At 59.2% G+C, this 12,150-nt stretch carries 11 protein-coding genes and 2 tRNA genes; 2 read left to right on the top strand and 11 right to left on the bottom strand.

What is annotated here, in order from left to right; genetic code table 11:
- Window positions 1-21: 21 nt before the first annotated feature.
- Both carA and WG899_RS18440 read right to left on the bottom strand, forming a co-directional pair.
- Window positions 22-1,182: a glutamine-hydrolyzing carbamoyl-phosphate synthase small subunit gene (gene carA / locus WG899_RS18445; protein ID WP_339597120.1), complete on the bottom strand. Its 1,161-nt coding sequence runs from the start codon at window positions 1,180-1,182 to the stop codon at window positions 22-24.
- 266 nt (window positions 1,183-1,448) lie between these two features.
- On the bottom strand, window positions 1,449-1,853 hold the full coding sequence (locus WG899_RS18440) for a GlcG/HbpS family heme-binding protein (protein WP_339597119.1): 405 nt from the start codon (window positions 1,851-1,853) through the stop codon (window positions 1,449-1,451).
- Window positions 1,854-2,053: 200 nt separating this feature from the next.
- On the opposite strand from WG899_RS18440, the gene WG899_RS18435 reads away from it, so the two are divergent.
- A complete protein-coding gene (locus WG899_RS18435) occupies window positions 2,054-2,749 on the top strand; it encodes a Bax inhibitor-1/YccA family protein (protein WP_339597118.1) in 696 nt (231 codons plus the stop codon).
- 74 nt (window positions 2,750-2,823) lie between these two features.
- Here the strand turns inward: WG899_RS18435 and rlmD are convergent, their stop codons facing one another.
- The 5 genes from rlmD to surE all read right to left on the bottom strand — a co-directional run bounded on the left by rlmD (window position 2,824) and on the right by surE (window position 7,883).
- On the bottom strand, window positions 2,824-4,179 hold the full coding sequence (rlmD, locus tag WG899_RS18430; RefSeq protein WP_339597117.1) for a 23S rRNA (uracil(1939)-C(5))-methyltransferase RlmD: 1,356 nt from the start codon (window positions 4,177-4,179) through the stop codon (window positions 2,824-2,826).
- Between the two features lie 54 nt (window positions 4,180-4,233).
- Window positions 4,234-5,220 carry an RNA polymerase sigma factor RpoS gene (gene rpoS, locus WG899_RS18425; protein ID WP_444718873.1) on the bottom strand — a complete coding sequence of 329 codons (987 nt, stop codon included), beginning with the start codon at window positions 5,218-5,220 and terminating at the stop codon, window positions 4,234-4,236.
- A 29-nt stretch (window positions 5,221-5,249) separates the two neighbouring features.
- Window positions 5,250-6,173 carry a peptidoglycan DD-metalloendopeptidase family protein gene (locus tag WG899_RS18420; protein ID WP_339597116.1) on the bottom strand — a complete coding sequence of 308 codons (924 nt, stop codon included), beginning with the start codon at window positions 6,171-6,173 and terminating at the stop codon, window positions 5,250-5,252.
- A 94-nt stretch (window positions 6,174-6,267) separates the two neighbouring features.
- On the bottom strand, window positions 6,268-7,137 hold the full coding sequence (locus WG899_RS18415) for a protein-L-isoaspartate(D-aspartate) O-methyltransferase (protein WP_444718872.1): 870 nt from the start codon (window positions 7,135-7,137) through the stop codon (window positions 6,268-6,270).
- Window positions 7,134-7,883 carry a 5'/3'-nucleotidase SurE gene (gene surE, locus WG899_RS18410; protein ID WP_339597114.1) on the bottom strand — a complete coding sequence of 250 codons (750 nt, stop codon included), beginning with the start codon at window positions 7,881-7,883 and terminating at the stop codon, window positions 7,134-7,136. The genes WG899_RS18415 and surE overlap by 4 nt, the downstream gene beginning before the upstream one ends.
- A 507-nt stretch (window positions 7,884-8,390) precedes the next feature.
- Between surE and WG899_RS18405 the strand changes: the two genes are divergently transcribed.
- On the top strand, window positions 8,391-9,134 hold the full coding sequence (locus WG899_RS18405) for a LuxR C-terminal-related transcriptional regulator (RefSeq protein WP_339597113.1): 744 nt from the start codon (window positions 8,391-8,393) through the stop codon (window positions 9,132-9,134).
- 194 nt (window positions 9,135-9,328) lie between these two features.
- Here the strand turns inward: WG899_RS18405 and WG899_RS18400 are convergent.
- The 4 genes from WG899_RS18400 to WG899_RS18385 all read right to left on the bottom strand — a co-directional run bounded on the left by WG899_RS18400 (window position 9,329) and on the right by WG899_RS18385 (window position 11,960).
- A tRNA-His gene (locus tag WG899_RS18400) sits at window positions 9,329-9,404 on the bottom strand.
- Window positions 9,405-9,554: 150 nt separating this feature from the next.
- Window positions 9,555-11,465 (bottom strand): SurA N-terminal domain-containing protein, encoded by a 1,911-nt coding sequence (locus tag WG899_RS18395; protein ID WP_339597112.1) that lies wholly within the window; start codon window positions 11,463-11,465, stop codon window positions 9,555-9,557.
- 114 nt (window positions 11,466-11,579) lie between these two features.
- Window positions 11,580-11,655, bottom strand: a tRNA-Val gene (locus WG899_RS18390).
- A gap of 32 nt (window positions 11,656-11,687) precedes the next feature.
- Window positions 11,688-11,960, bottom strand: a complete 273-nt coding sequence (locus WG899_RS18385; RefSeq protein ID WP_339597111.1) for an HU family DNA-binding protein — start codon at window positions 11,958-11,960, stop codon at window positions 11,688-11,690.
- Window positions 11,961-12,150 lie beyond the last annotated feature (190 nt).

Raw genomic sequence — 12,150 nt, 5'->3', positions numbered from 1 at the left:
CTTTACTCCATCAGGCCTTGATCAGGACTTGGCCATCAGACCGATGAAGCGGTCAAACAGGTAAGCGATATCGTGGGGACCAGGGCTTGCTTCAGGGTGACCCTGGAAGCAGAAGGCGGGCTTGTCGGTCCGGGCCAGACCCTGAATGGTGCCGTCAAACAGGCTGGTGTGCGTCACGCGCAGATTGGCGGGCAGGCTGTCGGGCTCGACCGCAAAACCGTGATTCTGGCTGGTGATGCTCACGCGCTGGTTGTCGTGATCCTTGACCGGATGGTTGGCACCGTGGTGACCGAACTTCATCTTGAAGGTCTTGGCACCCGAGGCCAGAGCCATGATTTGATGACCCAGGCAAATACCGAAAGTTGGGATGCCTGATTCGATCAGGGTCGCGGCTGCAGCGATCGCGTAATCGCAAGGCTGTGGGTCGCCGGGGCCGTTGGACAAGAAAACACCATCCGGCTCCAGATCAAAAACCGCCGAAGCGGGCGTTTGTGCAGGCACCACGGTGATCTTGCAGCCCCGCGAGGCCAGCATGCGCAAGATATTGCTCTTCACGCCAAAGTCATAGGCCACGACGTGGAAGCGCGGTTGAGTTTGCTTGCCGTAGCCCTTGCCCAGCGTCCACTCGGTTTCGGTCCAGCTGTGGCTCTCAACAGCGCTGACGACCTTGGCCAGATCCAAGCCGGCCATACTGGGCGCGGCCTTGGCCTTGGCTACGGCGTCGGCGATCAACTCATCGGTGATGGCCTGGCCTGCGGCCAGCGCCATGATGCAGCCGTTTTGCGCGCCGGTGGTGCGCAGCACACGCGTCAGGCGACGGGTGTCGATGTCGGCAATCGCCACCGTCCCTTCATCCTTCAGGTATTGCGCCAGAGTACGTGTCTTGCGGAAGTTGGAATCAAGGATGGGCAACTCCTTGATGATCAGACCTGCGGCATGAATCTTCTGCGCCTCGACGTCCTCCTCATTGACACCGTAATTGCCAATATGCGGATACGTGAGGGTCACGATCTGACGGCAATAGCTGGGGTCGGTGAGGATTTCTTGGTAACCGGTGAGTGCGGTGTTGAACACCACTTCGCCGACCGTGTGGCCAGCAGCACCGATGGAGGAGCCTTTGAAGACCGTGCCGTCTGCCAGGGCAAGAATCGCTTTGGGGGAATTGAGCAGATCGGGCAGCACGGGAAACTCCAATATGTGCGCGCCCAGCTCTGCTGCAATACTTGGGCGGGATGCCAAGTTGCCTGAGTCCGGAAGGGGGAAACTGGTTTGAGTTTCGCTGGGTGCGTTGGGTAGCGGGTAAACCTGCTGAGTATAACCGAGCAGGGTTATCACTGAGGCTTCAGCGCGCTTTTATTTGACAACTTGATGTCAGCCGAAGCGACGCGTCAGCAAAAACCACCCTCACCAAGCCAGATCCCGCCAGCGGTCCCAACCTCATTCAGAGCTCAGGCCAGCGCAGCAATACCTGCACGGGCAATTTGCGCATCCTCGGTGGATTTGACTCCACTCACCCCGACCGCACCAACGCAGAATCCGTCGACCAAAATCGGCACGCCCCCCTCGAGCAAACCACTCAACCCAGGCGCGCTCAAGAAAGAGACGCGCCCTTGGTTGATGATGTCTTCATACACCTTGGACTCTCGGCGACCCAATGCCGCCGTATGCGCTTTGGCCGGAGCGATTTGCGCAGAGATCGCCGCAGCGCCATCCAAGCGCTGCAACCAAAGCAGATGGCCACCATCGTCCACGACGGCGATCGAGACGGCCCACTGATTGGCCAAAGCCTCCGCCTCTGCTGCTGCAGCAATTCGCTTCACTTCATCCAGACCCAAGAATGGCTTTTGTTTCATGACATTGAATTCCCAAGGAAAGCCCTCACTTTAATCGTTGACACAACGCAGCGACTCCGTCGCAGCGCCTCAAAGACATGACACCCAAAACGGGCCCGAGAGACCTTGGAGCGCCCATGCCAAACTCAAGCTACAGTTCAGCCTGAGGTGCACGAGGCCCAAGCACAAGGCCGCACCCATCTTTGTTAGGAGGATTGACGATGAACGAAACCCTGCAAACCCAATACGGCAGCACCTTGAACGGCGGCTTGGCCGCTGATCGCCAGCGTGTCTTGCGCAACACCTATTGGCTGCTCGCACTGTCGATGGTGCCCACAGTTCTTGGCGCATGGGTCGGCGTGACGACCGGCATCATGGCCGCCATGGGCTCGGGCATGAGCATGATCTTGTTCTTTGCTGGCGCCTTCGGCTTGATGTTCGTGGTTGAAAAGACCAAGAACTCCAGCACCGGTGTTTACGCCCTGCTCGCCTTCACCTTCTTCATGGGCCTGATGTTGTCGCGCCTGCTGGCCGGCATCCTCGGATTCCGCAATGGCAGCAGCCTGATCATGCTGGCTTTTGGCGGCACCGGCGCCATCTTCTTCGCCATGGCCTCACTGGCCACAGTGATCAAGCGCGACCTGAGCTCGATGGGCAAGTTCTTGTTTGTGGGCGCCATCATCTTGCTGGTGGTGGGCTTGGCCAATATCTTCATCCAGTCCTCGGCACTGATGCTGACGATGATGGCGCTGTCCATGGTCGTGTTCTCTGCCTTCATGCTGTATGACATCAAGCGCGTGATCGACGGCGGAGAGACCAACTACATCAGCGCCACGCTGGCCATCTACCTGGACATCTACAACGTGTTCCAGAGCCTGCTGTCACTGCTGGGCATCTTTGGCGGTGAGCGCGACTGATCGAAGTCCGGTCTCAAGCGAAACAAAAAACGGGATCCTAGGATCCCGTTTTTTTATGTCTGCACTGCTGATCGTCAGGCTCGCTCGAAGACCGCGATGCTCTCCACATGCGAGGTATGCGGGAACATATTCACCGCGCTGGCCGCCGTACAACGGTAGCCCCCTTGATTGACCAAGATGCCCGCATCTCGCGCCAAGGTTGCCGGGTTACAGCTGACGTAAACGATGCGCTTAGGCGGCTGCCAGCCAGGCGCCAAGCTCGGGTCCTGAACAATATCCGCCAAGGCCTGCGACAGCGCATGAGCACCATCTCGCGGCGGATCCACCAGCCATTTGTCTGACTGGCCATCCGCCACCAAAACGGCGGGCGTCATCTCAAACAAATTGCGTGCGACAAACGCCGTTTTGTCGGCCAGGCCATTGAAGCGAGCGTTCTCGCGCGAGCGCTGCACCAGAGCTTCGCTACCTTCAATGCCCAGAACCTCGCGAGCCCGTGTCGCCAGCGGCAAGGTGAAGTTCCCCAGGCCGCAAAACCAGTCAATCACTCGCTCGTCGGGCTTCACATCCAGCAAGCGCAAAGCGCGCCCCACCAGACTGGTGTTGATATGCGGATTGACCTGGGTGAAGTCCGTAGGCTTGAAGGGCATCACCACGCCAAACTCCGGCAGGCTGTAAGACAGTTGCTCACCGCCTTCGTCGAGCAGATGCACCGTGTCCGGCCCCTTGGGCTGCAGCCACCATTGCACCCCGTGCTGCAGAGCGAACTCGCGGAGCTTGGCTTTGTCCGAGTCCGGCAGCGGGGCCAGATTGCGAAGCACCAGGGCAATGACGGCATCGCCCATGGCCAACTCAATCTGCGGCAAGCGGTCGCGCTCGGCCATGCTGGCGATCAAGTCGCGCAAGGGCATCAACAGATTGCTGACCTTCTCGGGCACCACTTTGCAGACCTGCATATCGGCCACATAGCGACTCTTGCGCTCATGAAAGCCGATCAAGACCTGACCCTTTTTCGGCACATAGCGCACCGAGAAACGAGCACGATACCGGTAGCCCCAAGTCGGGCCTTCGATGGGGCGCAAGAGCATTTCTGGTTTGACCTTGCCCAGGTGCCAGAGGTTGTCTTCCATCACCCGCTGCTTGACGGCCACCTGGGCCGAAGCGTGCAAATGCTGCATTTTGCAACCACCGCAGGAGCCGGCGTGCAAGCCAAAATGAGGGCAACCGGGTCGCACGCGCTGTGAGCTTTCGCGCCGCATCGCCGTCAAGGTGGCCTGCTCCCAACTGCTTTTCTTGCGGCCGACCTGAACCTGCACCTCTTCACCGGGCAATGCGCCCTCGATGAAAACCACTTTGCCTTCGGTGTTGTGGGCCACGCCCTGCGCTTCCAGATCGAGCGATTCGACCTTGAGCCATTCTGAAACTTGAGTCATGCGGGAGATTATCCCAGCCTCGGCGGCCACATCGGCGCAGACCCTGCATGCAGACTAAAAAATCGAATCCCGGCTGATGCCGTGCCGCATCATATTGCGCTTGAGTTTGGCCAAGGCTTCGATCTGGATCTGACGAATCCGTTCGCGCGTCAGGTTCAGCCGTATGGCCAGCACATCGAGGGTCTCGGGCTCTCGATCGGACAAGCCATAGCGCCCCGCCAAGACCTCACGCTCACGCTCATTCAAGGCCGCAAGCCCATGCTCCAAGAGCTCATCCATTTCATGGCTGAGCCGCAAGCCCAGCGGGTCAACCGCCTGCTCATCCGCCACCAAATCCACCACCGTTTCGCCATTTTCAGCAGAACGATCGGCCGGCGAATCAAGCGAACTGGGCAATTCTGCAAAGGCCAGCAACTCGGCCACTTCCGCCATGGGCCTACCCACTGCCGCAGCAATATCTTCCGCGCGAACTTTGCCATCGCCGCCGTTCTGGCACTGCATGGCCTCCAGGGCCCGGCGCGCTTTCAAGACATGATTCAACTCGCGCACGATATGCACCGGCAAGCGCACCAGGCGAGCTTGATGCATCAGCGCACTTTCAATGCTCTGCCGTATCCACCAGCTTGCATAGGTTGAAAAGCGAAAGCCCCGCTCGGGCTCAAATTTGCCGATGGCGTGCATCAGCCCCAAATTACCCTCTTCGATCAGGTCACTCATCGGCAGACCACGACCGAGAAAATTCTTGGCGATGCTGACCACCAGACGAAGGTTGTGCTCAATCATCGACTGGCGCGCCTCAAAGCTGCCCGCGCGTGCCTGCACGGCGGTGTCAAACTCTTCCTGAGGCGTTAACAGCGGCGTGCGCCGAATATCACGCAGATAGGCCTGCAGTGCGTTGCCCAGTTCAACTTCGCCATTCGCAAGCAGCCCCATGGTGGGAGCTGGCATATCGTCGCCATCAAGCGTCCGCCCGGTTTCACCCAGGGCGGATGCGGCCGCATGATCAGCTGGAGAGGAATGGTTCGGCGCAGAATGTTTCATGGACTCGATCTGGCTGCGCCGACCTGGCTCTAGCGACCTGGGAGCAGCTTGGCCGGATCGACCGGCTTACCCTGCTTGCGCACTTCAAAGTGCAGCTTGACCTGGTCTGTGTCGCTGGAACCCATTTCAGCTATTTTTTGACCCTTGCGCACCGCCTGGTCTTCTTTGACCAACAAAGCCTGGTTGTGCGCGTACGCGGTAAGGTAGGTTGCGTTGTGCTTGATGATGACCAGATTGCCGTATCCGCGCAAGCCCGATCCGGCATAAACCACCCGACCATCGGCGGCCGCCATCACCGGGTCACCGGCCTTGCCGGCAAAAGCCAAGCCCTTGTTACGCTGCTCATCAAATCCAGCGCTGACGGCGCCAGTCACCGGCCATGCCCACACCGGATCTTCATCGCTCTCGCGCGCTGCAATAGAGGCTGCGGCAGCTTGCGCGGCGGGGCTAGACGCAGGCGCTGAAGCAACAGAACCAGAAGCGGCCGTCGCACCTGGCGCACTAGTAGCAGCAGTCTTGCTGTCCAAGGGGCGCGTTTCAACCTTGGCGCTGCTGACCGACTTGGTCGTCACCGCGGCCGCATCAATGCCAGGCGCCAACACCCGCAAAACCTGACCCTTCTCGATCAGATTGGGATTGTCCAGCCCGTTCCACTTGGCCACATCCCGCCAGTTTTGGCCGTTATCCAGAGCAATGCGAATCAAGGTGTCGCCGGGTTTAACTGTGTAATAGCCGGGCTTGCCGGCGTTCTCGGCGCCGGGCAATGGCTTCACTTCGGCTTGCGCCACATTGGCGCTGGCGCTAGGCGCGGTTGCTGGGGGCGCCTTGGCTGTCGCGCCAACTTTGCGGTCCTCGACCGGCGCACGATTGGGCGTCGAATTGCAAGCCGCCAAACTCAGCAGCACGCTGACGATCAGCGCGGACTTCGAAAAACTAAGGAGATTCTTTTGCATGCGTCGCTAAGACTGAAGTGACAGGCGTTTGCAAAAACTCGAAATCGAGTTCACTGCGCGGTGATGACAAGGGAGCGCGCAAGGATCGCGCGACTCACACCACGCCTGATTTTAGAGGCACGAACAAGACGGCTTCATGCTCGGTACGCACAAACCGACTCACACCCGATTCGACCAAGTGATCAATCACCACCAGAATCTGCCCGCGACCGCTAGGCGCGACCATTGGCGCGACCAGACGCCCACCGGGCGCCAGTTGCGCCAGCCAGGCCGGAGGCAAATCATCACCGCCGGCAGCCGCGATGATGCTGTCAAAGGGCGCGGCTTGCGAGTAGCCCAATCGACCGTCCCCATAAACCAAACGAATCTGCGAGGGTGTGCGCACAGCGGCCAAATTGAGCCGAGCCTTGTCATGCAAGGGGCGCAATCGCTCGATCGAGACCACTTGCCGCGACAACTCCGCCAACACTGCGGCTTGATAACCGCAGCCGGTACCAATTTCCATGGTCCGACCCAAATGCCCTTGTTGGCTGGCGGTAGACCCACCCAGCAACATGGCAATCATGCGCCCAACCACCGAGGGCTTTGAGATCGTCTGCCCATGGCCAATCGGCAGACTCGTGTCCTCATAGGCTTGAATGGCCAGCGCACTGTCGACAAACTCATGCCTTTGCACGGTCGCCAAAGCCTGCAACACGCGCTCATCGCGCAAACCCTCTTGCTGCAGACGCTGAACCATGCGTCGACGCACCATGTCGGAGTCCAACCCCAAGCCGCGTGGCGCGGTCAAGCGCGCCGCATCGGCGGCCGCCTCACGCAAATGACGCTGCGGCATCAGTACCTCGCGCACCGCCCCTGTCGACCCAGATGATCCGGCGCCCCCGACATGGCCGCTCGAACTGCCCTTGACCAACTTACCCAAAGGCAACGGGAACCGCGACGGCCGCAGCGGCGAATTGCTCATGCGCCCGACCCCAAACGCTGCGCCCAAGCACTCAACTCGGCATGGTGCGTCAAGTCCACTTGCAGGGGAGTGATCGAGATCTGCCCGGCCGCCGTCGCATGAAAGTCAGTGCCTTCTCCTGCCTCACGGGCATCACCAGCAGGGCCAATCCAATAAATCGTTTCGCCGCGTGGACTCTGCTGGCAGATCACCGGTTCACTGGCATGGCGGCGGCCTAAACGGGTAACGCGCTGAGGCAAGGTCGGCGCATCGGCTTGGTTGGGGATATTGACATTCAATAAAAACGGCTGAGTCAGACCGCCCGCGACCACCTGCTCCACCAACTGCCGCGCAAAGGCTGCAGCCGCATCCAGATGCCCCCACCCCTTCTCCACTTGAGAAAAAGCGATCGAAGGAATGCCAAACAAATAGCCCTCGGTCGCAGCGGCAACCGTGCCCGAGTACAAGGTGTCATCACCCATATTGGCGCCATTGTTGATGCCCGAAAGCACCAGATCGGGCCGATAGCCCAACAGGCCCGTCAAGGCCACGTGCACACAGTCCGACGGCGTGCCATTGACGTAGCGAAAACCATTGCTCGCCGTATAGACCGACAGAGGCCGCCCCAGCGTCAGGGAGTTGGAGGTGCCACTGGCGTTTTGCTCGGGCGCGATCACGTCGATCTGCCCCAGCCCCTCACAAGCCTTCACCAAGGCCTGCAGGCCCGGCGCCAGGTATCCATCATCATTGGCTATCAGTATGCGCATTCGGCCATTGTAGGCACCCCCAACACCCGGACGACCCGGCGTCAACCCACCCTTGACTACGACGCTTTTTGAACGCTTGGCATTAAAGCACCCCCAGCGGCCATGCCGCTCCCATTTGACAAGACAGCACACCCGGACCCAAGCCTGAATTGGCAGATTTCCTGACCGACATGAAGGCGCCACGCCCACCTCTTGCCGGCGTGTTTTGGGGTGAATTCACAAAACGAGAACCAGTAAAAAATACCAATACACAAGGTCAGTTAACGCTGCGGCGGCTTGAAGGCGAGACTTGCGCAATTCCGCGCACCATCGCCACGACGGAGCGATTACTTCGGCATCGTGCGATTGAGCAAGGGAGAAGGAATCAGTAAGATTGTTTTACGCAACCCCTAACTCGAAGTAACAACGGGTAAATGCGCCCCGCGAATCAGGGGCCTCCCATAGGGTTCCGCCGGCCTGAAGGCCTCCGTTGTGCGATAGGATGGAAGTTACCTGGGACTCCATGCTATGGCCGTAAAAGTACTGATCATTGAAGACAATCCGGTTGCCCGCAGCTTCTTGTGCCGAGTGGTGCGCGAGAGCTTCAGCGACCCCATGGAGATCACCGAGGCCGGAGATCTTGAGGGCGCCCGCCGCCACGTCGCCAAACTGGCCGAAACCTCACCCGACGCCAGCTTCAAGCTGATTCTTGTTGACCTTGAATTGCCTGACGGCAACGGCATGGAGTTTTTGGCCGAGCTAGCCGGTACACCGGCACTGAAAATCGTCACCACGCTGTATTCGGACGATGACCACCTCTTCCCCGCGCTGCAATGCGGCGCCGACGGCTACCTCCTCAAGGAAGACCGTTTCGAAGTGCTGGTTGAAGAATTGCAGCGCATTGTGCGCGGCCAACCCCCACTGTCCCCCGCCATTGCCAGGCGCCTGCTGTCGCATTTCCGCCCGACCTCGAGCGGAGACTCCGGCCCGATGGCCTTGAATTCTGGCTTTGGCGCCCTATCCTCCAGCGCCACATTCAGCGCCGGCCGCAGTGTCGTGCTTGACCCGCCGCCAGAATGGGAGCGCCTGACGCCGCGCGAAAGTGAAGTCCTGACCTATCTGAGCAAAGGCTTCACCATCAAAGAGATCGCCAATCTGATGGGCATCAAGTGGTTCACGGTCAATGACCACATCAAGTCGATCTACAAAAAGCTCAATGTCTCCAGTCGCGCCGAGGCGGCGGTACTGGCCAGCAAGCAAGGCTTGGTTTAAGCAACAAGACCTGGCTCGCGGCAGCCCTCGCAGAACCGAGTCAAAAACAGCAAAGCCCACCGAAGTGGGCTTTTTTACGTCCACCAATCCACTGACGGCCAGCATCAGGAGATAAGCAGGAAAAGCACGACGACAAATATTGCCGCTGAAAATGAAAAGGACTTAGAAGCTCGCGCCTCTAAGTCCTTCAATTTTGGGGTGGCTGATGGGGCTCGAACCCACGACAACAGGAATCACAATCCTGGACTCTACCAACTGAGCTACAACCACCGCAGAGCTTAAGATTATAGAAGGACTTTTACGAGGTCGGCAAGCGATTTTCGAAAAATCTTTTGCAGCAGCAAAAATCTAGTTCCATGGAACTCGAGGTTAGCTTTGCTGTCTATTAAAAACCGCGCTCACCTCGAGTCAGACTCTATTCTACAACGAAGCGCTCGACGCGGCCGCCGCTGGCGCCTTGACTGTCACCTTGAAACGCGCCTTCATGGCATCGACAAAGGCTTCGCCCTCAGCAACGTTCCACGCCTGAGCGTACTGTTGAGCCGCGCGCTTGGCGTCCACTACAGCCGGATCGCGGGGCAAGACCTTGGTCAAACGCGCCACCACAAACACGCCGTCGCCAGCATCCAGGCCGATCACAGCGGGCAACTTGCTGGCATCAGCCACCAAGATCGAATCCAGCACCTTGCGGGGCAAATCACGAGCCACCGCACGCGACACCAAGACCGGTGCCGCCAAGCCGGCGTCATCGCCACCCTTTTGCAGCGCCGCAAGACGCGCTTGGCCGGCCTTCACAGCCTCGGCGTTCGCCAACTGGCGCAGCAACTGGGCACGCACCTTGTCATGCACTTCCGCCAGCGGCTGCAAATGCGAAGGCTTGTGCTCCACCACGCGAGCGGCCGTCATCTGGCTTGGACCGGTCTCCAGCGCTTCGGTATTGCGTTTGTTACGCAATGACTCGTTGCCAAAAACGGCATCCAACAACTTGACCGAAGCCAAAGGCCCGACAGCACCAGGCACCGGCGCACGTTGCACGGTCGCTGTTTGAAGGCTCAACTTGAGCTTATCGGCCACCGGCTGCAGGCTGTCCGATTGTTCGTAGACCACATTGCTGAACTGCTCAGCCACCTCGGAATAGCGACGCTGAGCCAATTGTTTGCGCACTTCGGCCTCGATTTCGGCACGCACGACATCAAAGCTCTTCTTGTCGCCGCCGCGAACACCAGTCAGCTGAATCACGTGATAGCCATATTCGGACTCGACGACATTGCTGATCTCGCCCGACTTGAGCGCAAAGGCAGCGTCTTCAAAGACCTTGGTCATCGCACCGCGACCAAAGAAATCCAAATCACCACCATTGGCGGCCGAGCCCTCGTCTTGAGAATTCTTACGCGCCAGGTCAGCGAAGGCCGCCGGTGTCTTACGGGCCTGAGCCAAAAGCTCTTCAGCCCGGGCTTTGGCCTTGCTTCGCGCTTCAGCCGACGCTGATTTTTCAGCCTTGATCAGGATATGGCTGGCTCGGCGCTCCTCGGTCACCGAATAGCGCGAAGCATTTTCAGCGTAGTACTTGCGCAGATCTTCTTCGGTGAAGCTAACACCAGCCTTCAGCGCCTCCAGATCCAAAACGACATACTGGATCTGCGCCGACTCAGGCTTCTGGAACTGGGCCGCATTGGCGCTGTCCTTGTAGAAGGCTTCAATCTGCGCTTCAGTGGGCTGGATACTGGCCGCATAGTCCTTGGCATCGAAGCGCTGCATCTGCACTTCACGCTGCTGCAGCAAGGCATCGAAAGCCACCGCAGAATTGGCCGATGAGGCAATTGCCGATCCGCCGACACCGGCCGTCACCTGACGCAGGGTCAGGTCTTGACGCAGGCGCTCCAGGAACATCTGCGAGCTCATGCCTTGGGCAGCAATCACGCCCTTGTTGAGGGTGCCATCGGGATTGCGCAAAAAGGCGAACTGCGGATCGTTGCGGAAAATGACGTTCAAACGATCGTCGCTGACCATCAGATGCTGCTCGGCAGCCGCGGCCTGCATCACACGCTCACGCACCAAACCGTCCAACGCTTCGCGGCGGACTTCCGGCGAGTCAAACAGTTTGGCATCCAGATTCGGCATCTGCTGGCGCATGCGCTCAACCTGCTGGCGATGCGCCGCGTCCCATTCGACCTGGGTGATCTTGCGACCATTGACGGTTGCCACGCCCGCATTGGAGGCGTCCATAAAGCTGGTGTAACCCTGCATGCCGACCAAAGCGAAGGAAGGCAGGATCAGGATCAGCAAGATCAGCTGAAACAGTCGGTTGTGCTTGCGAACGAATTCAAACATCTTCTAAAACCTCAGACGGGCAGACACGACAAAGGCGAACCGGGGTTCGCCTTTGCGTGGGGTGGCACGGTGGCCATGGCCCACACCCAGCGCAACGCTGGGCTTGGGCATTTATGGTGGGTGCTGACGGGCTCGAACCGCCGACCTGCGCCGTGTAAAGGCGACGCTCTACCAACTGAGCTAAGCACCCGGATCAACCGGAATTCTGTGTGAGCGACCAGTTTAATTGATCGCGTCCTTGAGCCCCTTGCCGGGCTTGAACTTGGGCACCTTGGCCGCCTTGATTTTGATGGCGTCGCCGGTGCGTGGGTTACGGCCAGCGCGAGCTGCGCGCTTGGTCACACTGAAGGTACCGAAGCCTACCAGAGAAACCGAACCATTCTTCTTGAGCGTGGTCTTCACACCACCGATCAAGGCTTCCAGCGCACGAGTTGCGGCGGCCTTGGAAATGTCAGCCTGCGTTGCGATGTGCTCGATCAGTTCGGACTTGTTCACTTCAATACCTCTCAAAAAGACTCGCCCGCCTTGGCCGGCGCTCACCCATTGAATCTTGGCCACATCGCCGGCGAGCCCATTGCCTTCATCACAAAGCCAGGCGCCACAAGCGAGGGAAGCGCATTCTAAGCGCATTCATAGGCAGCCTAGAGCAGGTGAAAGCCCGATACAGATTTGCGCTATTGCACAC

It is taken from the genome of Paucibacter hankyongi (assembly GCF_037482915.1).
Lineage (GTDB): Bacteria > Pseudomonadota > Gammaproteobacteria > Burkholderiales > Burkholderiaceae_C > Paucibacter_A > Paucibacter_A hankyongi.
The sequence above is the reverse complement of the archived record's forward strand: the minus strand, read 5'-3'. Positions and strand labels throughout refer to the sequence as shown.

Excerpts from the sequence above, each read along its gene's own strand:
- WG899_RS18440 (WP_339597119.1), bottom strand. The coding sequence starts at position 1,853 with ATGAAACAAAAGCCATTCTTGGGTCTGGATGAAGTGAAGCGAATTGCT.
- WG899_RS18435 (WP_339597118.1), top strand. The coding sequence starts at position 2,054 with ATGAACGAAACCCTGCAAACCCAATACGGCAGCACCTTGAACGGCGGC.
- rlmD (WP_339597117.1), bottom strand. The coding sequence starts at position 4,179 with ATGACTCAAGTTTCAGAATGGCTCAAGGTCGAATCGCTCGATCTGGAA.
- rpoS (WP_444718873.1), bottom strand. The coding sequence starts at position 5,220 with ATGAAACATTCTGCGCCGAACCATTCCTCTCCAGCTGATCATGCGGCC.
- WG899_RS18420 (WP_339597116.1), bottom strand. The coding sequence starts at position 6,173 with ATGCAAAAGAATCTCCTTAGTTTTTCGAAGTCCGCGCTGATCGTCAGC.
- WG899_RS18415 (WP_444718872.1), bottom strand. The coding sequence starts at position 7,137 with ATGAGCAATTCGCCGCTGCGGCCGTCGCGGTTCCCGTTGCCTTTGGGT.
- surE (WP_339597114.1), bottom strand. The coding sequence starts at position 7,883 with ATGCGCATACTGATAGCCAATGATGATGGATACCTGGCGCCGGGCCTG.
- WG899_RS18405 (WP_339597113.1), top strand. The coding sequence starts at position 8,391 with ATGGCCGTAAAAGTACTGATCATTGAAGACAATCCGGTTGCCCGCAGC.
- WG899_RS18395 (WP_339597112.1), bottom strand. The coding sequence starts at position 11,465 with ATGTTTGAATTCGTTCGCAAGCACAACCGACTGTTTCAGCTGATCTTG.